The sequence below is a fragment of the Paracoccus endophyticus genome (genome assembly GCF_003286075.1).
In the GTDB taxonomy this organism is placed as follows: Bacteria; Pseudomonadota; Alphaproteobacteria; order Rhodobacterales; family Rhodobacteraceae; genus Paracoccus; species Paracoccus endophyticus.
Genome location: NZ_QLUV01000002.1, coordinates 106059 through 124301 on the forward strand (window position 1 = coordinate 106059; position 18243 = coordinate 124301).

Genomic DNA, 18243 nt, shown 5'->3' on the forward strand with positions numbered 1-18243 from the left:
GCATTGTCCTTCAACCCCGCGGCGACGCGCCATGCGTTGTGCGTCCCGCCCCGCAGCCAGATCGGTCCACCAGCACCCGCCGGCCGTTACCGTCGTCCGGCGGGTCACAGGCGCGCCTCCTGTCGATCATGTGCATGATGCGATACCTTGCTGCCGCGCCAGATTGACACAGCGTGACCCAGCCGCCAAACACGGCTGCGACAAAAGGGGGGCCGGATGAAAAAGGTCTATGATGACGCCGACGCGGCGCTGGACGGGCTGCTGAGGGACGGAATGTCCATCGCCGCAGGGGGCTTTGGCCTGTGCGGCATTCCCGAGCTGCTGATCGCCTCGATCCATCGCTCGGGGGTCAGGGACTTGACCATCGCGTCCAACAACTGCGGCGTGGACGGGTTCGGCTTGGGCATCCTGCTGGACAGCAAGCAGATCCGGAAGATGCAGTCGTCCTATGTCGGCGAGAACGCCGAGTTCATGCGCCAGTTCCTGTCGGGCGAGCTTGAGCTTGAGTTCAACCCGCAGGGCACGCTGGCCGAGCGGATGCGGGCCGGCGGCGCGGGCATCCCCGGCTTCTACACGAAAACCGGCGTGGGCACGGTCATCGCCGACGGAAAAGAGGTCAAGACCTTCGACGGCGAGGACTACATCCTCGAACGCGGGATCGTCACCGACCTTGCCATCGTCAAGGCCTGGAAGGCCGACGAGACCGGCAACCTCGTCTTCCGCAAGACCGCACGCAACTTCAACGTGCCCGCCGCCACCTGCGGCCGCGTCTGCGTGGTCGAGGTCGAGGAGATCGTCCCCGCGGGCAGCCTGGACCCCGACGGCATCCACCTGCCCGGCATCTACGTCCACCGCATCATCCAGGGTCGGCACGAGAAGCGCATCGAGCAGCGCACTGTCCGCAAGCGCGCCGATCAGAACACCGCGCCCGCCGCGCAAGGGGAGGAAGCCTGATGGCCACTGACGCAAAGGGCTGGGACCGCAACCAGATGGCCGCCCGCGCCGCGCAGGAGCTTGAGGACGGCATGTACGTCAACCTCGGCATCGGCATCCCGACGCTGGTGTCGAACTACATTCCCGAGGGTGTCCAGGTCACCCTTCAGTCCGAAAACGGGATGCTGGGCATGGGTCCCTTCCCGTACGAGGGCGAGGAGGACCCCGACCTCATCAACGCGGGCAAGCAGACGATCACCGAACTGCCCCATTCCGCCTATTTCGACAGCGCGCAGTCGTTTGCCATGATCCGCGGCGGCAAGATCGCCATGGCGATCCTGGGTGCGATGGAGGTCGCGGAAAACGGCGACCTGGCGAACTGGATGATCCCGGGCAAGCTGGTCAAGGGCATGGGCGGAGCGATGGACCTGGTCGCGGGCGTGCGTCGCGTGGTCGTGGTCATGGACCACACCAACAAGGCCGGCGAATCCAAGGTGCTGCGCGAATGCACCCTGCCGCTGACCGGCAAGGGGGTGGTGGACCGCATCATCTCGAACCTGGGGGTGCTGGACGTGGTGCCCGGCGGGCTCAAGATCGTGCAGCTGGCCGATGGCGTGACCGAGGCCGACCTGCGCGCCGCGACCGAGGCGACGATTGTCGACTGACGGCACGGTCCGGCGCGAACTGCGCTGGACCGACGCCGGGGGCCGGGGGCTGGAACATTGCCTGCTGACCCTCGACGGCGCGGGCCTGGTGCTGGAAGGCGCCGTGGCCGGCACGCGCGACGGGTCTTACGGCGCGCATTACACGGTGCGCGCCGACGCGCAGGGCCGCAAGCGCGAGGTTCGCCTGCGCTATGTGGGCGGGCCCGATCTGCACCTGACGGCGGACGAGAACGCCCGCTGGCACGACGTCCTTCGCGGCACCCCGCTGCCCGATCTCGACGGCTGCCTGGACGTGGACATCGGGATCACGCCCGCGACCAACACGCTGCCGATCCGGCGGCTGGGCCTTGCCCCCGGCGAAACGCGTGCCGTCCGCGCCGCCTATGTCCCGCTGCCCTCCGAGATCGAGGACGCCTTTCGCCCCCGGCCGGCCGAGCAGCGATACACGCGGCTGGCGGACCGGGTCTGGCGCTATGACGGGCTGTTCCGGGACTTCACCGCCGAACTGACCGTGGACGACCTGGGACTTGTGCTGGACTACCCGGTGCTGTTCCGCAGGCTCGGCACGGCGGACGGCGCGGCGGACGGCGCGGCGGACGGCCCGGAGAGCGCCGGGCCTCCTGCTGCACCGGCAGGCAGGCCTGCGGACGAGGCGGGGACATGATCGCCACCGGGCACCCGCCCGACCGGCTGACCCCCGACGCCATCGCCGCCCTGTTCACCGGGGCGGACGGGGGCTTTCTGTGCGCGCGCTGGGGCCGCCCGGTGGCGCCGGTGGCCTTCGGGCTGGCCGACGAGACGCTGGCGATCTTTCGCGCGGCGCTGGCCGCGGTCCTGGCCGACGTGCGCCATCCCCTGGCCGACACCGACCCGGACATGGGCGCGAACCTGATGATCTTTGCCGTCCGGGACTGGGCCGAGCTGGCGGGCGTGCCCGACCTTGACCGGCTGACCGGGGTCGAGGACCTGCCCGCGCGCCTGTCCGCCGCCGCGGGCGGGCAGGGGACCGACCGCTACGGGCTGCTGCGCTTTGACCCGGACGGGGGCATCCGCGCCTGCCTGTCGTTCCTGCGGCTGGGCGGCGCGCTGGGGGCCATGCATCCGGCGCGGCTGGCCGAAAGCGTCGCGGTGAACGCGATGCTGTCCTTCGCGCGCCCGGTGGTGCCCACGCCCGCGCTGGCCGCGCTGGTCCGCGCGGCCTATGACCCCGCGCTGCCGGTGGCGGCGCGCGATGCCAGCCACGCGCTGCGGCTGGCCGCGCGGCTCTGACGCCGCCGGCCCGGGGTTTCGCCCGACGCGGGCAGGCTGCGGGCGTGGTTCCCTTCCCGGCCCGGCCGTGATTGAAGGCGATCGACCCTGCCGGAGCCCGCCATGACCCACCGCCTGCCGATCCGCATCTATTACGAGGACACCGACCTGGGTCAGGTTGTCTACTATGCCAACTACCTCAAGTTCATCGAGCGCGGCCGCAGCGAATACCTGCGCGCGGCGGGGGTGGATCAGGCGCGGATGCTGGCGGATCACAACCTGGCCTTCGTGGTGCGCCGGGTCGAGGCGGATTACCTGCGCCCGGCGCGCTTTGACGACCTGGTCGAGGTGGTCACGGTCCTGGACGCGATCGCGGGATCGCGGCTGACGCTGACCCAGACCGTGGAACGGGGCGGCCAGACGCTGTTTTCCGCCCGCGTCACCCTGGTCTGCGTCGATCTGGCGGCGATGCGGGCGCACCGGGTTCCGGGGCCGGTGCGGGCGGCGCTGGGGACGGGCTGACGCCGCGTTCCCGCGGGCGGCGGTTCGCCGGCATCGCGCAACTGTGTTGGCGCGGGGCTGGCATTCAGGGCTAGAAGCTTGGCAAAACGCCGCGACCAGCGGACCGGGCCGGGGCAGGGCGACCTTTCCCGGGCGCGGCGCGTCCGCCAAGGCCGGCAACAAGGGGCAGTCACATGGAACAACTCGCCGTCGGGGCGCCGGTCGATTTCTCGCTGATCGCGCTGTTTCTGCGCGCGGGGCTGGTGGTCAAGATCGTGATGGTGATCCTGGTTGCCGCGTCGGTCTGGGGATGGGCGGTGATCATCCGCAAGCTGATGGTGCAAGGCGCGGCGCGGCGGGATTCGGCGCGGTTTGACCGCCAGTTCTGGTCGGGCCAGCCGCTGGACGACCTGTATGACGCGATGAACGGGCGCGCGGGCGGGCCGGCCGAGCGGATCTTTTCGGCGGGCATGGCGGAATGGCGGCGGTCCCAGCGCGACGACGGCGCGCTGATCCCCGGCACCCAGCCGCGCATCGACCGCGCGATGAACGTGGCGATCAACCGCGAAAGCGACCGGCTGACGCGCGGCCTGCCGTTCCTGGCGACGGTCGGATCGACCGCGCCCTTCATCGGGCTGTTCGGCACCGTCTGGGGCATCAAGACCGCGTTCGAGGGCATCGCGCTGTCGCAGAACACCAGCCTGGCCGTCGTGGCCCCCGGCATCGCCGAGGCGCTGGTCGCGACCGCGCTGGGCCTGCTGGCGGCGATTCCGGCCGTCGTCTTCTACAACAAGCTCGCGTCGGACGCCGAGCGCATCACCGCCGGGCACGAGGCCTTCGCGGACGAGTTCTCGACCATCCTGTCGCGCCAGATCGAGGACGCCTGAATGGGCGCGGGCATCAACCGCCGCGCGGCGGCGCGTCCCGGCCGCCGCCGCCACGCGCCCATGGCCGAGATCAACGTGACGCCGTTCGTGGACGTGATGCTGGTGCTGCTGATCATCTTCATGGTGGCCGCGCCCCTGCTGACCGTGGGCGTGCCGCTGGAGCTGCCCCGCACCGCCGCCGAGGCCGTGGCGCAAGAGCCCGAGGAGCCGCTGACGATCTCGATCCCGGTCGAAGGGCCGCTGGTCCTGATGACATCCGAGGTGCCCGAGGGCGAGCTGGTCAGCCGCCTGCGCGCCGTCGCGGCCGAGCGGACCTCGAGCCGGGTCTATCTGCGCGCCGACGGCAACGTGGCCTATGCGCGCGTCATGCAGGTCATGGGGGCGCTGAACGCCGCCGGTTACAGCGACATCGTGCTGGTGACCGACGCCGGCGGCCCGCGGATGGATGGCTGACCCGTTTCCCCCGGACGAGGCGCGCGAGCGCCGGATTGCCGCCTGGATTTCCGGCGCGGGCCACGCCGCGCTGATCGCCTGGGTGGCGCTGGGCGGCGCGCTGTTCCGTCCGCAGGCCCCGCCCGCCATCCGCATGGCCGAGGTCGAGACCATGTCCGAGGCGCAGTTCCAGCAGATGGCGGCCGCCAGCCGCGGCCGCGGCCCTGTCGCCGACGAGGCCGCGGCGACCCCCGCCCAGCCGCGCCCGCCTGACGACGAGGTGGTGCCCGGCGGCGCGCAGGCCGTGTCGCCGCCGACCCCGGACGCCGATCCCTCGGCCCTGCCTGCGCCGCTGGCCGCGCCTGAGGCCGCGCCCGATGTCAGCGACATGCAGCAGCCCCAGACCCCCGTCGCGGTGGCGACCGTCGCACCCGAGCCGCGACAGCCCAGCCCGGCCGCCGACGATGCGCCCCCCGTCCCCGCGGCCGAAGGCACAGGCGCCACCGCGGCAGGGCCGGCGCTGGCCCCGCCACCGCCCGCGTCCGACGCGCCGGTGATCGCGACCGCGCCCGCGCCGGTGCTGACGACCTCGCGCGCGCCCTTCGACGTGGCCGCGGCGCGCGACAGGCGCGCCGAGCGGCTGGCCGCAGCCGCCGAGGCCGAACGCCAGCGCGCGGCGGAGGCCGCTGCGGCCGAGGCGGCCGCCGAGGACCGCCAGCGCCGTGCCGACGCCGCCGCCGAGGCCGAACGCCAGCGCGCGGAGGAGGCTGCCGAGGCCGAACGCCAGCGCCTTGCGGCCGAGGCCGCAGCCCGCGCGCAGGCCGAGCGTGAGACCGCCCTGGCCGCCGCCGCAGAGGCCGAGCGCGCCGAGGCTGAGGCGCAGGCCCGCGAGGAGGCCGAGCGGCAGGCGGCGATGCAGGCCGCGCAAGCCGAGGCCGAGCGGCAGGAGGCCGAGCGGCAGGCGCAGGAGGAGGCCGAGCGCCGCGCCGCGGCCCGCCGCGCCGAGGAGGACGCGCGCCGCGAGGCCCAGGACGAACTGCGCCGGGCCGAGGAGCAGGCCGCCGCGCAGGCCGCGGCCGAGGCCCTGGCCCGCGCCGCCGAGGAAGCCGCGCGGATCGAGGCCGAGGCCCTAGCCCGCGAACAGGCCGAGGCCCCGCGCCCCGCCCCGGACGCAGACCCCCTGACCGCTGCGCTGAACGAGGCGATGGACCTGCCCGAGGGCGCGGGGGCCGAGGGCGGCGGCGGCCGCGCGCCCGACGCCCCGCCCCTGTCGGCGGGGGAAAAGGACAGCTTTCGCCTGACCATCGCGGAATGCTGGAACATCGGCGCGCTGTCGCGCGAGGCCCAGCGCACCACGGTCAGCGTCGGGTTCTCGATGGGCCGCGACGGGATGCCCGAGGCCGAATCGATTCGCCTGATCGCGCATGAGGGTGGCTCGGACGCGGCCGCGCGACAGGCGTTCGAGGCCGCGCGCCGCGCGATCCGGCGCTGCGCCCTGCAACAGGACGGCTATCGCCTGCCGCCCGAGAAATACGCCCGCTGGCGCGAGGTCATCGTCGATTTCCGTCCGACCGGGGGGCCCACGCTGCGATGACAGACCGGCGCCCTGGCCGCCATGGCTTCCGACCCGCTTTTCCGATAAGGCTGCGCCCATGATCCGTTTGACCCGCACACCGACCTGCGCCCATCGTCCCAAGGCTGCCCTGCCCACCCTGCTTGCGGCGGTGGCGGCGGCGTGGCTGCCGCTGGCCGGCCCCGTGCTGGCGCAGGAGGCCCCGGCCGCCGGTGCGGTCGCCGAGGCCGCTCCCTCGGCGGATGCCGTGGCGGGGGACGAGGACAGCGGCCCCCTGCGGATCGAGATCACCGGCGGGCAGGTCGAGGCGATGCCGATCGCCGTCGCCCCCTTCTTCGACGAGGGCGGGGCCGCCGAGATGGCCCGCCAGGTCCAGCAGGTGATGACCGCCGACCTGACCGGCACCGACCTGTTCCGCACCATCCCGCCCGAGGCCCATGTCGCGCGCCCGCAAGGCTTCGACGAGCCGGTCGCCTATGCCGACTGGCGGGCCGTCAACGCCGAGGCGCTGGTGACGGGGGCCGTCGCCGTGGCCGATGGCCGGGTCACGGTCAAGTTCCGGCTGTTCGACATCTTCTCGGGCCAGCCGCTGGGCGACGGCATCCAGTTCGATGTCGAGGAGACAAGCTGGCGCCGCGCGGCGCACAAGGCGGCCGATCAGGTCTATGCGCGGATCACCGGCGAGACGCCGTATTTCGACAGCCGCGTCGCCTTTGTCGCCGAAAGCGGTCCCAAGGACGCGCGCCTCAAACGCATCGGGATCATGGACTACGACGGCGCCAACCCGATCTGGCTGACCGACGACAGCGCGCTGGTGCTGGCGCCGCGGTTCTCGCCCGACGGACAGCAGCTGCTGTTCACCAGCTTTGCGCGCGGCGCGCCGCAGGTCATGCTGATGGACATCACCACGCTGGACACCCGCGCGCTGAAGCAGGAGGCGGGCACCATGAGCTTTGCGCCGCGCTTTTCGCCCGATGGCCGCTGGATCGTCTATTCGCGCGAGAAATCCGGCAACACCGACATCTGGCAGATGGACGTGGCGACCGGCGCGGAACGGCCGCTGACCAGCACGCCGGGGATCGAGACCTCGCCCGGCTACAGCCCTGACGGCACGCAGGTCGTGTTCGAAAGCGACCAGTCGGGCAGCCCGCAGATCTATGTCATGCCCGCCGACGGATCGGGCGAGCCCACGCGCATCAGCTTCGGCCCCGGCCGCTATGGCACGCCGGTCTGGTCCCCCACGGGCGACCTGATCGCCTTTACCAACCAGCAGGACGACCGCTTTCACATCGGGGTCATGCGCCCGGACGGCGGGGACGAGAAAATGCTGACGGAATCGTTCCTTGACGAGGGCCCGACCTGGGCCCCCAATGGCCGCGTGGTGATGTTCACGCGCCAGACTCCGGGCGGGGATGGCACGCCGCGACTGCATTCCGTCGATGTCACCGGACGCAACATGCGCCCCGTCGACGTGCAGGGCGCGGCCTCCGATCCCGACTGGGGCCCGCTTTTGCCATGACGATGAGGGTGACGATGGTTCGGTTCCGCATTTCGGGCGCTGCGGCCCTGCTGGGTCTGCTGGGGGCCTGCGCGCAGCCCGCGCCCGCCCCGCTGGTGGTCGATCCCTATGCCGGACGGCCCAGCGCGGGCTATACGGGCAACCTGGCCGGGCTGGGGGCCACGGCCGAGGATTTTCGCACCACCGCCGGCGACACCGTGCTGTTTTCGCAGGACCAGGCCACGCTGGGCGCCGAGGCGCGGGCGACGCTGGTCCGGCAGGCCGAATGGCTCAAGCGGAACGGCAGCTTCTCCTCGGTGGTCGAGGGCCATTCCGACGAACAGGGCACGCGCGAATACAACCTTGCGCTGGGCGCCCGCCGCGCCGGCGCGGTGCAGGAATACCTGATCGCGCAGGGCGTGGAGGCGGGGCGGATCACCACGCGGTCGATGGGCAAGGAACGTCCGCTCGAGGTGTGCTCGACGCCGGAATGCTATGACAAGAACCGCCGCGCGGTGACGATCGTCCAGCCGGGGGCGGGGGTATGAGGCTGCGCGGCATCCGCGGCGCGGTGCTGGCGGCCGGTCTGCTGGCGCTGCCGCTCACCCTTCCGGCGGCCGCGCAGGACCAGCGCCCCGCGGCCACGCTGGCGGATGTGCGGGCCGACCTGCGCGCGCTGACGGCCGAGCTGCAATCGCTGCGGGCCGAGCTGAACGCCTCGGGCGCGGCCGGGTTCAAGGCCGCCGGCGGCGACAGCGCCATCGACCGCATGAACGCAATGGAATCCGAACTCTCGCGCCTGACCGGCGAGACCGAGCGGTTGAAGAACCGCATCGATCGCGTGGTCAAGGACGGCACCAACCGGGTGGGCGACATCGAGTTCCGCCTGTGCGAGATGGAGGAGGGCTGCGACCTGGGCGCGCTGACCACCCCCACGCTGGGCGATCCCGACGGTGCCGGAGTGCGCGTGTCCCCCCCCGTCATGCGCGGGTCCGCGGGGGACGCGCCGCTGCCCGGCGCGCTGACCGCGCAGGAGCGCGCCGATCTGGACCGGGCCGCTCAGGCGATGCAGGCGGGTGATTTCACAGGGGCGGCGCAGCTTTACGGCACGTTCGCGATCGTTCACGCCGGAAGCCCGGCGGCGGCCGAGGCCCTGTTTCTCAAGGGCGCAGCGCTTGATGCCGCGTCCGATCCAAAGGGGGCGACCGCAGCCTGGCTGTCGGCGTTTTCCGCCGACCCGACCGGGCCGCGCGCGCCCGACGCGCTGCTGGGCCTGTCGCGGGTCAGCGCCACCGGCCGCCCCGCGTCCGAGGGCTGCGTCTATCTGCTGGAACTGACGACGCGCTTTGCCGGCACGTCGCAGGCGGATCAGGCGGCCAAGCGCATGGCCTCGGCCGGCTGCGACACGGGCGCCCCGCCCGAGGACGCGGATGCAATCCCGGCAACGGCCGGCGCGGATGCCGAGGCCGCGGCCGACCTGGCCGATGGGGACTGACCCGCAGCCCCTTGTCATCGCCGCACTCGACAGGCTGGCCGGGTCCTTGCCCGCGCTGGGCGTGGCCTTGTCTGGCGGGGGCGATTCCCTGGCGCTGCTGCGGATCGCAGCCGACTGGGGCCGGGCCCGGGGCGTGCCCATCGTCGCGGCGACGGTCGATCACGCCCTGCGCCCCGGTTCCGCCGCCGAGGCCGCCTGTGCGGGCCGCATGGCGGCGGACGCCGGGGTGGCGCATGACGTGCTGCGCTGGGACCGCGCCGGGGCGCCGGCCGGCAACCTGATGGCGGCGGCCCGCCGCGCGCGCATGGCGCTGCTGTCGGACTGGGCGCAGGGTCGGGGCGTGCCGGCGCTGGCGCTGGGCCACACGATGGACGACCAGGCCGAGACCCTGCTGATGCGGCTTGCGCGCGGCGCGGGCGTGGACGGGCTGTCGGGCATGGCCGAGGCGCGGCCGGCGGCGGGCGTGCTGTGGCTGCGGCCGCTGCTGGGCACGCGCGGGGCCGATCTGCGCGGCTGGCTGCAGGGGCAGGGGCTGGCCTGGATCGACGACCCGACCAACGAGAACGCGGACTTCGACCGCGTGCGCATCCGCCGCGCATTGGCCGGGCTGGACCTGCCCGTGGGGGCGCTGGCCCGATCGGCGGCGAACCTGGCGCAGGCGCGCGCGGCGCTGGGGCACGCCGCCCGGGCGGCCGCGCAGGGCGTGCGCGCGGACTGCGGCGTGCTGAGCCTGCCGCGCGGCCCCTGGCACGACGCGCCCGACGAGCTGCGCCGCCGCCTGGCCGTGGCCGCGCTGCGCTGGGTCACGGGGGCGGATTACCCGCCCCGGCGCGAACCCGTGGACCGCCTGGTGGCGGCGCTGGCAGCGGGCCGGCAAGCGACGCTGGGGGGCGTCATCGCCCGGCCGCGAGCCGAGTGGATCGCGTTCGCCCGCGAGCCCGCCGCCGCCGCCCGTGCGACCGCCGCCCCGCGGGGCGGCACGGCGGTCTGGGACGGCCGCTGGCACCTGACCGGCCTGCCCGACGGATGCCGGGTTCGGGCGACCCTCGCCGCCGACCTGGCGGTGCGCGAGTGGCGCGCCGGCGGCCTGTCGCGCGCCGCACTGCTGGCTGCGCCGCTGGTCCAGGCGGCGCAGGGATCGGTGGTGCCGCTGCTGGACGCGGGGCCGATCCGTGCGCGACCGCTGCGCGATGCGGCTGATTTCACGGCAAGCCTGTCGGCGCATTGATACCGGGGACGCGACGACCTATTTTAGGCCCAATGACATTCCCGCGGAGGACCTGCCCTTGGGCAACGCGCGCAACATCGCCTTCTGGGTGGTTCTGTTCCTGATGATCCTGGCCTTGTTCAACGCCTTTGGCGGTGGGCAGTCCCAGATGAACAGCCGCCAGATCAGCTATTCCGATTTCATCCAGCGGGTGAACGACGACCAGGTCACCGGCGTCACCATCGACGGTGAGAACGTGCTGATCACCGCCACCGACGGCAAGCAGTATGTCACCGTCCGCCCCGCCGGGGACGAGCTGGCCAGCCGCCTGCTGGACAAGAACGTCGAGGTCAAGGTCGAGCGCCAGCAGCAGTCGGGCTTCATGTCGCTGCTGGGCGTCTGGCTGCCCTTCATCCTGCTGATCGGCGTCTGGATCTTCATGATGAACCGGATGCAGGGGGGCGGAAAAGGCGGCGCCATGGGCTTTGGCAAGTCCAAGGCCAAGCTGCTGACCGAAAAGCACGGCCGCGTCACATTCGACGACGTGGCAGGCATCGACGAGGCCAAGGAGGAGCTTGAGGAGATCGTCGAGTTCCTGCGCAACCCGCAGAAGTTCAGCCGCCTCGGCGGCAAGATCCCCAAGGGCGCGCTGCTGGTCGGCCCCCCCGGCACGGGTAAGACCCTGCTGGCCCGCGCCATCGCCGGCGAGGCGGGGGTGCCCTTCTTCACCATCTCGGGCTCGGACTTCGTGGAAATGTTCGTGGGCGTCGGCGCCAGCCGCGTGCGCGACATGTTCGAGCAGGCCAAGAAATCCGCCCCCTGCATCGTCTTCATCGACGAGATCGACGCGGTGGGCCGCGCCCGCGGCGTCGGCATCGGCGGCGGCAACGACGAGCGCGAGCAAACGCTGAACCAGCTGCTGGTCGAAATGGACGGGTTCGAGGCGAACGAGGGGATCATCATCATCGCCGCCACGAACCGCAAGGACGTGCTGGACCCGGCGCTGCTGCGCCCCGGCCGCTTCGACCGCCAGATCCACGTGCCGAACCCCGACATCAAGGGCCGCGAGAAGATCCTGAACGTCCACGCCCGCAAGGTGCCGCAAGGCCCTGACGTGGACCTGCGGATCATCGCCCGCGGCACGCCCGGATTCAGCGGCGCCGACCTGATGAACCTGGTGAACGAGGCCGCGCTGATGGCCGCGCGCATCGGCCGCCGCTTTGTCACGATGGAGGATTTCGAGAGCGCCAAGGACAAGGTGATGCTGGGGGTGGAACGCCGCAGCATGGTCCTGACGCCCGAGCAGAAGGAAAAGACCGCCTATCACGAGGCCGGCCACGCCATCGTCGGGCTGTCGCTGCCCAAGTGCGACCCGGTCTACAAGGCGACGATCATCCCGCGCGGCAGCGCGCTGGGGATGGTGGTCAGCCTGCCCGAGGTGGACCGGCTGAACTTCCACAAGGACGAGGCCAAGCAGAAGATCACCATGACGATGGCCGGCAAGGCCGCCGAGATCATCAAGTATGGCGAGGAAGGCGTCTCGAACGGTCCCGCCGGCGACATTCAGCAGGCCAGCGCGCTGGCCCGCGCGATGGTGATGCGCTGGGGCATGTCCGAAAAGGTCGGCGCGGTGGATTACGCCGAGGCGCACGAGGGCTATTCCGGCAATACCGGCGGGTTCTCGGTCAGCGCCTCGACCAAGGAGCTGATCGAGCAGGAGGTCCGCGAGCTGATCGAGAACGGCTATCGGGAAGCGCACCGCATCCTGCTGGAAAAGTCCGAGGAGTTCGAGCGCCTGGCCCGGGGCCTGCTGGAGTACGAGACGCTGACCGGCGAGGAAATCGGCAAGGTCATCCGGGGCGAGCCTCTGGGCGGCGACGACGACCTGCCCGGATCGGCCATCCCGTCGATTCCGGCGGTGCCGCGCCCGGTGCGCCCGGCCGGAGAGCCGCTGCCCCAGGCGTGATCTGCTGGCGGTGACAGGATCGGGCCCCGGCCGCACGGCCGGGGCTTTTTCATGCGCGGCGGGGCGGCCGGACAGGGTCAGACGACCAGCAGCAGCGCGGCGCCCAGCGTCAGCCCGAGGGCGAACCCGAGGTTGATGACGAACGAGACGGCGTCCATGGCTGCGTCCTTTCCGATGCGGGCGTGCGTGCCCATGATGATGGTTCAACCGCAGGGTGCCGCGCCTGTTCCGTTTGCGCGGAAAACCGCCGAGGCTCTGCGACATTCCTGCCACGACCGCCCGGTGGCGCGGCGGGCCGCGGCGCGCGGCGTGCGGCCGCGACGGCTTGCGCCGCTGCGCGGGGGCGGGCATGAGGCGGCATGACTTCGCCCCTGACGCCCGACGATATCGCCGCCCTGACCGACATGACCGCCCTGCGCGCTGCCATCGACGCGCTGGACCGGCGGCTGGTTGACCTGCTGGCCGACCGCTCGCGCCTGATCGACCGCGCCGCTCAGATCAAGGCGCAGGCCGGCCTGCCCGCCCGCATCGGCTGGCGCGTCGAGGAGGTCGCCGCGAACGCCCGCGCGAACGCCGTCCGTGCCGGGCTGGACCCGGACCTGGCCGAGGCCCTGTGGAGGCGAATGATGGAGCATTTCATCGCGCAAGAGGCGCGGGCGCTGGGGGAACGCGATGACGGCTGAACTGATCGACGGCAAGGGCTTTGCCGCGGCGCTGCGAGGGCGCATCGCCGAACAGGTCGCCGCGCTGCGGGCCGATCACGGCATCACCCCGGGCCTTGCCGTCGTGCTGGTGGGCGAGGACCCCGCCTCGTCCGTCTATGTCCGGTCCAAGGGCAAGGCGACGGTCGAGGTCGGAATGGAAAGCTTTCAGCACCGCCTGCCGGCCGGAACGCCGCAGGACGACCTGCTGGCGCTGATCGCGCGGCTGAACCGGGACCCGGCGGTGAACGGCATCCTGGTGCAGCTGCCGCTGCCCCGCCACATGGACGAGGGGGCGGTGATCAACGCCATCGCGCCGGAAAAGGACGTGGACGGCTTCACGGTCCTGAACGCTGGGCGGCTGGCCACCGGGCAAAGGGCGATGGTGCCCTGCACGCCGCTGGGCTGCCTGATGATGCTGCGCGACCGGCTGGGCAATCTGTCGGGGCTGAACGCGCTGGTGATCGGGCGATCCAACATCGTGGGCAAGCCCATGGCGCAGCTGCTGCTGGCCGACAGCGCCACGGTCACGGTCGCCCATTCGCGCAGCCGCGACCTGCCCGACCTGTGCCGCCGCGCCGACATCCTGGTGGCCGCGGTGGGTCGGGCGCGCTTTGTGCGGGGCGACTGGATCAGGCCGGGCGCTACCATCATCGACGTGGGGATCAACCGCACCGACGACGGGCTGACGGGCGACGTGGACTTCGACGCGGCGCGGGCCGTGGCCGGCGCGATCACGCCGGTTCCGGGCGGGGTGGGGCCGATGACCATCGCCTGCCTGCTGGCCAACACGCTGACCGCCACGGCGCGGGTGAACGGCCTGCCCGATCCGCAGGGGCTGACGCCCTAGGGCCGGGCGATCCACGGCCCGCGGCTCCGCCACCGGGCGCGCCACCGCGCCCCCATTTCCCGTGGCGGCGCCTTTGGCCCTTACGATCCGCCGTATTTCTTGCCGCTGCGGGCGACCAGCCAGTCCATGGCTGCCATCAGCAGGCCGGACACGACGAAGACCACATGGATGATGACCAGCCAGCGCAGCTCGCGGTCGCCCAGCGGCACGATGTTGGGCCGCCCCAGCTCCATGAACCGCTTGAGCAGGTCGATGGCGGAAATCGCCACGATCGAGGCGATCAGCTTCATCTTCAGCCCCGAGAAATCGACCGTGCCCATCCAGGCCGGACGTTCGCTGTCGTTGCCGATGTCCAGCTTGGAGACGAAGTTCTCGTAGCCCGAGAAGATCACGATCAGCAGCAGGTTCGCCGCCAGCGTCAGGTCGATCAGCGACAGCGCCGCAAGGATCGCGGTTTCCGCCGTCATGGTCATCGCCTGCGCCAGATAATAGGCGGTCTGCCGCAGGAACACGACCAGCATCATCGCCAGCACCGCGACCAGCCCCAGGTACATGGGCGCCATCAGCCAGCGCGACGCAAACAGCAGCCGCTCGAACGCCTTTTCCATGCCCTGGCCCCCTGGTTTCCTGCCGCCGCAGATAGGCGGGACCGGGTTCGCGGGCAAGCCGCCGCGTCGGGCTTTTCGTGCTGGGGGAACTGGGCTAAACCCGCAGCAGCCATTCCCAGGAGGCCACCGGCCATGAGATTTTTCGTCGATACCGCCGACATTGCCGCGATCCGCGAACTGCACGAGCTGGGGATGGTGGACGGCGTCACCACCAACCCCTCGCTGATCCTGAAGTCCGGCCGCGACATCCTCGAGGTCACGCGCGAGATCTGCGAACTGGTGCCCGGCCCGGTCAGCGCCGAGGTGGTGGCCGAACAGGCCGCCGACATGATCGCCGAGGGGCGCAAGCTGGCCGCCATCGCGCCCAACGTCACCGTCAAGGTGCCGCTGACCTGGGACGGGCTGAAGGCCTGCAAGGCCCTGACCGACGACGGCCACATGGTCAATGTCACGCTGTGCTTTACCGCTGCGCAGGCGATCCTGGCGGCCAAGGCGGGCGCGACCTTCATCAGCCCGTTCATCGGCCGGCTGGACGACATCGGCCTGGACGGGATGGAGCTGATCGCCGACATCCGCCAGATCTATGACAACTACGGCTACGAGACGAACCTGCTGGCGGCCTCGATCCGGTCGGTCAACCACGTCATCGCCTGCGCCCGCGTCGGCGCCGACGTCATCACCGCGCCGCCCGCGGTCATCAAGGCCATGGCCAGCCACGTGCTGACCGACAAGGGGCTGGAGCAGTTCACCGCGGACTGGGCCAAGACGGGCCAGAAGATCGGCGCATGACCGAGACCGCCGCGCCCGCCGCGCTGGACGATGCCACCCGCGCGCAACTGATCGCCGAGCCGGCCCTGATCCTGGCCGACCGCGACCTGATGCGCGCGCTGGTCGCCGCGCGCGAGGCCGAACTGGGCGCGAATGTCGTCGATATCCGCGGCCGCGCGATGGAGGCGCTGGAGCATCGGCTGGACCGGCTGGAGGCCGCGCATGAAAGCGTGATCTCGGCGGCGTATGAAAACCAGTCGGGGATGAACACCATCCACCGCGCCGTCCTGTCGCTGCTCGAGCCGCTGGATTTCGCGGGCTTTCTGGACAATCTGGACAGCCACGTCGCCCCCATCCTGCGGGTCGAGACGCTGCGCCTGGTGATGGAAACCGCAGGCGACGGCGGCCCGCCCCCGCAGGCCGGCGGGACGCTGGTGATGGTGCCGCCCGGCGCCGTCGCCCGCATGGTCGCGGCAGGCCGGCGCGCGCCGCGCGGCGACGACATCGTGCTGCGCCGGGCGGTGGCCGACACCCGCGCCCTGCACGGCACCGAGGTCGCGTCCGAGGCGCTGTTGCCGCTGGACTTGGGCCCCGGTCGGCGTCCGGCGCTGCTGCTGATCGGCTCGATGGAACCCGGCCGCTTCACGCCCGCTCAGGGCACCGACCTGCTGCGGTTCTTCGGCCAGGCGTTCCGGCTGGTGCTGCTGGGCTGGCTGTCGGCATGACCGCCCCGCAGCCGCTGGCGCTGGCCCCCGCCATGGCGGAGGCGCTGGCCCGGTGGCTGGACGCAGAACGCGCGACGCGGGGACGGTCGGACCATTCGATCCGCGCCTATCAGGGGGACGTGCTGGCGTTCCTGATGTTTCTGGGCGGCTATCACGGCCAACCCGCGCTGCCCGGCCGGCTGGGCGAGGTGGTGCAGACCGACATGCGCGCCTTCGCCGCGGCGGAACGGGCGCGCGGCCTGTCGGCGCGCAGCCTTGCCCGGCGGCTGTCGGCGGTGCGGTCGTTCCTGCGCTGGCTGTCGGACCGCGAGGGGTTCGACGCGAGCCGCGCCCTGTCGACCCGCGGGCCAAGGCACCGCCCCAGCCTGCCGCGCCCGCTGGCCGTGGACCAGGCCCGCGCGGTGCTGGATCTGGCCGGGCAGGGCCACGACACGCCCTGGATCGCCGCGCGCGATGCGGCGGTGCTGACGCTGCTGTATGCCCTGGGCCTGCGGATCGGCGAGGCGCTGGCGCTGGACGGCGGCGACTGGCCGCTGGGCGATGCGCTGGTCGTGCGCGGCAAGGGCGGGCGCGAGCGCGTGGTCCCGGTTCTGCCCGTCGCGCGGGCGGCGGTCGCGGACTATCTGCGCCTGTCGCCCTGGCCCGTGGCGCCCGGCCGGCCGCTGTTCCGGGGCCTGCGGGGTGGTGCGCTGTATCCGCAGGCGGTGGCCGCGGCGATGGCGCGGCTGCGCGTGGCGCTGGGCCTGCCGGAAACCGCCACCCCGCACGCACTGCGCCACAGCTTTGCCACGCATCTGCTGGCGGCGGGGGGCGATCTGCGGACGATCCAGCAGTTGCTGGGCCACGCGCGGCTGTCCACGACGCAGGTCTATACCGGCGTGAACGACGCGCAGTTGCTGGCCGCCCACCGCGCGGCCCATCCCCGCGGCTGACGGCGTCACTCGCTGCGCGGGGGCGGGTCGGGTGCGCGCACCATCGGGCTTTCGGCGGCGCTGTCGCCAAAGGTGGCCCAGTCGTCGTCGCGGTGCGGGCGCGGAAGCTCTCGCTTGTCCCAGGACAGGTGCATGTGGGCCTTGGCGATGAACAGGCCCGTGACCGGCGCGGTCAGGAACAGAAATATCGCAATCAGCAGTTCGTGCCAGGTGACGCGGCCCAGCAGGAACCATGAATGCGCCATCGACGCCATCAGCACCGAGCCGACCCCCAGAGTCGCCGCCTTGGTCGGCGCGTGCAGCCGCGTCATCGGGTCGGGCAGCCGCACCAGCCCCCAGGACCCCACCACTCCGAAGGCGCCGCCCACGATCAGCAGCAGCGCCACGACAATCTCGGCGATCCCGGTCATTCGATGATGTCCCCGCGCAGCACGAACTTGGCGAAGGCCACGGTCGAGACGAAGCCGACCATGGCAAACAGCAGCGACGCCTCGAAATACATCGGCGTGCCGTGCAGGATGCCGAACAGCGTCAGCAGCGCGATCATGTTGATCGTCATGGTGTCCAGCGCCAGCACCCGGTCGCTGAGGCCGGGGGCAAAGACGACGCGGTACAGGCAGAACAGCTGCCCCAGCCCGAAGCAGCCGAAGGCGAACCACAAGGCGGCCGACAGGACCCATGCGGTCATCGGAAGATCTCCTTCAGCCTGGCTTCGTAGCGGGTCTTGATCTCGTCCAGCACGGCGGCGGGATCGGGGGCGTGCAGGCAGTGGACCAGCAGCGCGTGCCCGTCCTCGGACAGATCGCAGCTGACGGTGCCGGGGGTCAGGGTGATCGTCGCGGCCAGCACGGTGATCGCCTCGGGCGTGGTCAGGTCCAGCGGCACCGTCAGCCAGCAGGGGCGCAGGTCGCGCTTGGGCAGGAACAGCACGATCCGGGCGACCGCGATGTTGGCCTTGGCGATGTCGATCAGGACGATGCCGACATAGGCCGCGATCCGTCGCGGGCTGCCCACGCGGGGGCGGTCGGGCCAATAGGGCGCGGTCATCACGGGGACGATAAGGCCCAGCACGGCGGCAAAGACCAGCGAGCCCCAGGCAAAGCGGTTGACCAGCATCATCCAGACCAGCGCCACGATCAGCGACAGGCCGGGATGCGGCAGCAGGCGGCGGACCAGCGATCCCGGCCGCGACCGCCGCCGCGCGCGCGCCGCGGGGGGGGCGGTGCCCGCGCCGGGTGCGCCGGCCGGACGGGG

The 18243-nt window shown here is 72.0% G+C and carries 22 protein-coding genes; 18 read left to right on the top strand and 4 right to left on the bottom strand.

The window, feature by feature from the left end; all coding sequences use genetic code 11:
- The first annotated feature begins 216 nt into the window (after positions 1-216).
- From DPQ23_RS04145 to DPQ23_RS04215, 15 genes are all read left to right on the top strand, one after another.
- Positions 217-954, top strand: coding sequence for a CoA transferase subunit A (locus DPQ23_RS04145; RefSeq protein ID WP_112873430.1), 738 nt, complete (start codon positions 217-219; stop codon positions 952-954).
- Positions 954-1598 (top strand): CoA transferase subunit B, encoded by a 645-nt coding sequence (locus DPQ23_RS04150; RefSeq protein WP_112873431.1) that lies wholly within the window; start codon positions 954-956, stop codon positions 1596-1598. Before DPQ23_RS04145 ends, DPQ23_RS04150 begins: the two co-directional genes overlap by 1 nt.
- Positions 1588-2262 carry a putative glycolipid-binding domain-containing protein gene (locus tag DPQ23_RS04155; protein ID WP_205961408.1) on the top strand — a complete coding sequence of 225 codons (675 nt, stop codon included), beginning with the start codon at positions 1588-1590 and terminating at the stop codon, positions 2260-2262. The genes DPQ23_RS04150 and DPQ23_RS04155 overlap by 11 nt, the downstream gene beginning before the upstream one ends.
- Entirely contained in the window at positions 2259-2867 is a 609-nt protein-coding gene (locus tag DPQ23_RS04160) for a hypothetical protein (RefSeq protein WP_112873432.1), read from the top strand. Before DPQ23_RS04155 ends, DPQ23_RS04160 begins: the two co-directional genes overlap by 4 nt.
- Positions 2868-2969: 102 nt before the next feature.
- Positions 2970-3368: a tol-pal system-associated acyl-CoA thioesterase gene (gene ybgC / locus DPQ23_RS04165; RefSeq protein WP_112873433.1), complete on the top strand. Its 399-nt coding sequence runs from the start codon at positions 2970-2972 to the stop codon at positions 3366-3368.
- A gap of 173 nt (positions 3369-3541) precedes the next feature.
- Complete coding sequence (gene tolQ, locus DPQ23_RS04170; protein WP_112873434.1) at positions 3542-4234, top strand: protein TolQ; 693 nt, start codon at positions 3542-3544, stop codon at positions 4232-4234.
- Positions 4235-4687, top strand: a complete 453-nt coding sequence (locus DPQ23_RS04175) for an ExbD/TolR family protein (protein WP_112873435.1) — start codon at positions 4235-4237, stop codon at positions 4685-4687.
- Positions 4680-6260, top strand: a complete 1581-nt coding sequence (locus tag DPQ23_RS04180) for a protein TolA (protein ID WP_112873436.1) — start codon at positions 4680-4682, stop codon at positions 6258-6260. The genes DPQ23_RS04175 and DPQ23_RS04180 overlap by 8 nt, the downstream gene beginning before the upstream one ends.
- A 58-nt stretch (positions 6261-6318) precedes the next feature.
- Complete coding sequence (tolB, locus tag DPQ23_RS04185; protein WP_112873437.1) at positions 6319-7758, top strand: Tol-Pal system beta propeller repeat protein TolB; 1440 nt, start codon at positions 6319-6321, stop codon at positions 7756-7758.
- Between the two features lie 14 nt (positions 7759-7772).
- Entirely contained in the window at positions 7773-8285 is a 513-nt protein-coding gene (locus DPQ23_RS04190) for an OmpA family protein (protein ID WP_112873569.1), read from the top strand.
- Positions 8282-9232: a tol-pal system YbgF family protein gene (locus DPQ23_RS04195; RefSeq protein WP_112873438.1), complete on the top strand. Its 951-nt coding sequence runs from the start codon at positions 8282-8284 to the stop codon at positions 9230-9232. The genes DPQ23_RS04190 and DPQ23_RS04195 overlap by 4 nt, the downstream gene beginning before the upstream one ends.
- Positions 9222-10460, top strand: coding sequence for a tRNA lysidine(34) synthetase TilS (gene tilS / locus DPQ23_RS04200; protein ID WP_112873570.1), 1239 nt, complete (start codon positions 9222-9224; stop codon positions 10458-10460). Before DPQ23_RS04195 ends, tilS begins: the two co-directional genes overlap by 11 nt.
- A 58-nt stretch (positions 10461-10518) precedes the next feature.
- Positions 10519-12405, top strand: a complete 1887-nt coding sequence (ftsH, locus tag DPQ23_RS04205; protein WP_112873439.1) for an ATP-dependent zinc metalloprotease FtsH — start codon at positions 10519-10521, stop codon at positions 12403-12405.
- A 359-nt stretch (positions 12406-12764) separates the two neighbouring features.
- Positions 12765-13088 carry a chorismate mutase gene (locus tag DPQ23_RS04210; RefSeq protein ID WP_112873440.1) on the top strand — a complete coding sequence of 108 codons (324 nt, stop codon included), beginning with the start codon at positions 12765-12767 and terminating at the stop codon, positions 13086-13088.
- Positions 13078-13956, top strand: coding sequence for a bifunctional methylenetetrahydrofolate dehydrogenase/methenyltetrahydrofolate cyclohydrolase (locus tag DPQ23_RS04215; RefSeq protein WP_112873441.1), 879 nt, complete (start codon positions 13078-13080; stop codon positions 13954-13956). The genes DPQ23_RS04210 and DPQ23_RS04215 overlap by 11 nt, the downstream gene beginning before the upstream one ends.
- Before the next feature lie 80 nt (positions 13957-14036).
- Here DPQ23_RS04215 and DPQ23_RS04220 read toward each other — a convergent pair whose 3' ends face one another.
- Positions 14037-14564: a TIGR00645 family protein gene (locus DPQ23_RS04220; RefSeq protein ID WP_112873442.1), complete on the bottom strand. Its 528-nt coding sequence runs from the start codon at positions 14562-14564 to the stop codon at positions 14037-14039.
- Between the two features lie 132 nt (positions 14565-14696).
- On the opposite strand from DPQ23_RS04220, the gene fsa reads away from it, so the two are divergent.
- From fsa to DPQ23_RS04235, 3 genes are read left to right on the top strand one after another with little or no spacing between them, the layout of a single operon-like run.
- Positions 14697-15353, top strand: a complete 657-nt coding sequence (gene fsa, locus DPQ23_RS04225; protein WP_112873443.1) for a fructose-6-phosphate aldolase — start codon at positions 14697-14699, stop codon at positions 15351-15353.
- A complete protein-coding gene (locus DPQ23_RS04230) occupies positions 15350-16057 on the top strand; it encodes a DUF484 family protein (protein WP_112873444.1) in 708 nt (235 codons plus the stop codon). Before fsa ends, DPQ23_RS04230 begins: the two co-directional genes overlap by 4 nt.
- Complete coding sequence (locus DPQ23_RS04235; RefSeq protein WP_112873445.1) at positions 16054-16989, top strand: tyrosine recombinase XerC; 936 nt, start codon at positions 16054-16056, stop codon at positions 16987-16989. Before DPQ23_RS04230 ends, DPQ23_RS04235 begins: the two co-directional genes overlap by 4 nt.
- A gap of 5 nt (positions 16990-16994) precedes the next feature.
- Here the strand turns inward: DPQ23_RS04235 and DPQ23_RS04240 are convergent, their stop codons facing one another.
- From DPQ23_RS04240 to DPQ23_RS04250, 3 genes are read right to left on the bottom strand one after another with little or no spacing between them, the layout of a single operon-like run.
- A complete protein-coding gene (locus DPQ23_RS04240) occupies positions 16995-17399 on the bottom strand; it encodes a Na+/H+ antiporter subunit G (RefSeq protein ID WP_112873446.1) in 405 nt (134 codons plus the stop codon).
- The gene (locus DPQ23_RS04245) at positions 17396-17677 is read right to left on the bottom strand and encodes a K+/H+ antiporter subunit F (RefSeq protein WP_112873447.1); all 282 of its coding nucleotides are present in this window, start codon (positions 17675-17677) and stop codon (positions 17396-17398) included. Before DPQ23_RS04245 ends, DPQ23_RS04240 begins: the two co-directional genes overlap by 4 nt.
- Positions 17674-18165 carry a Na+/H+ antiporter subunit E gene (locus tag DPQ23_RS04250; protein ID WP_112873571.1) on the bottom strand — a complete coding sequence of 164 codons (492 nt, stop codon included), beginning with the start codon at positions 18163-18165 and terminating at the stop codon, positions 17674-17676. Before DPQ23_RS04250 ends, DPQ23_RS04245 begins: the two co-directional genes overlap by 4 nt.
- Positions 18166-18243 lie beyond the last annotated feature (78 nt).

What these genes read in the sequence shown, in the direction of transcription:
- DPQ23_RS04235 (WP_112873445.1), top strand. Translation starts at nt 16,054, where the DNA reads ATGACCGCCCCGCAGCCGCTGGCGCTGGCCCCCGCCATGGCGGAGGCG.
- DPQ23_RS04210 (WP_112873440.1), top strand. Translation starts at nt 12,765, where the DNA reads ATGACTTCGCCCCTGACGCCCGACGATATCGCCGCCCTGACCGACATG.
- ybgC (WP_112873433.1), top strand. Translation starts at nt 2,970, where the DNA reads ATGACCCACCGCCTGCCGATCCGCATCTATTACGAGGACACCGACCTG.
- fsa (WP_112873443.1), top strand. Translation starts at nt 14,697, where the DNA reads ATGAGATTTTTCGTCGATACCGCCGACATTGCCGCGATCCGCGAACTG.
- DPQ23_RS04190 (WP_112873569.1), top strand. Translation starts at nt 7,773, where the DNA reads ATGGTTCGGTTCCGCATTTCGGGCGCTGCGGCCCTGCTGGGTCTGCTG.
- DPQ23_RS04180 (WP_112873436.1), top strand. Translation starts at nt 4,680, where the DNA reads ATGGCTGACCCGTTTCCCCCGGACGAGGCGCGCGAGCGCCGGATTGCC.
- tilS (WP_112873570.1), top strand. Translation starts at nt 9,222, where the DNA reads ATGGGGACTGACCCGCAGCCCCTTGTCATCGCCGCACTCGACAGGCTG.
- DPQ23_RS04195 (WP_112873438.1), top strand. Translation starts at nt 8,282, where the DNA reads ATGAGGCTGCGCGGCATCCGCGGCGCGGTGCTGGCGGCCGGTCTGCTG.
- DPQ23_RS04150 (WP_112873431.1), top strand. Translation starts at nt 954, where the DNA reads ATGGCCACTGACGCAAAGGGCTGGGACCGCAACCAGATGGCCGCCCGC.
- DPQ23_RS04230 (WP_112873444.1), top strand. Translation starts at nt 15,350, where the DNA reads ATGACCGAGACCGCCGCGCCCGCCGCGCTGGACGATGCCACCCGCGCG.
- DPQ23_RS04160 (WP_112873432.1), top strand. Translation starts at nt 2,259, where the DNA reads ATGATCGCCACCGGGCACCCGCCCGACCGGCTGACCCCCGACGCCATC.
- DPQ23_RS04240 (WP_112873446.1), bottom strand. Translation starts at nt 17,399, where the DNA reads ATGACCGGGATCGCCGAGATTGTCGTGGCGCTGCTGCTGATCGTGGGC.
- DPQ23_RS04220 (WP_112873442.1), bottom strand. Translation starts at nt 14,564, where the DNA reads ATGGAAAAGGCGTTCGAGCGGCTGCTGTTTGCGTCGCGCTGGCTGATG.
- DPQ23_RS04145 (WP_112873430.1), top strand. Translation starts at nt 217, where the DNA reads ATGAAAAAGGTCTATGATGACGCCGACGCGGCGCTGGACGGGCTGCTG.
- tolQ (WP_112873434.1), top strand. Translation starts at nt 3,542, where the DNA reads ATGGAACAACTCGCCGTCGGGGCGCCGGTCGATTTCTCGCTGATCGCG.
- DPQ23_RS04245 (WP_112873447.1), bottom strand. Translation starts at nt 17,677, where the DNA reads ATGACCGCATGGGTCCTGTCGGCCGCCTTGTGGTTCGCCTTCGGCTGC.
- tolB (WP_112873437.1), top strand. Translation starts at nt 6,319, where the DNA reads ATGATCCGTTTGACCCGCACACCGACCTGCGCCCATCGTCCCAAGGCT.
- DPQ23_RS04215 (WP_112873441.1), top strand. Translation starts at nt 13,078, where the DNA reads ATGACGGCTGAACTGATCGACGGCAAGGGCTTTGCCGCGGCGCTGCGA.
- DPQ23_RS04175 (WP_112873435.1), top strand. Translation starts at nt 4,235, where the DNA reads ATGGGCGCGGGCATCAACCGCCGCGCGGCGGCGCGTCCCGGCCGCCGC.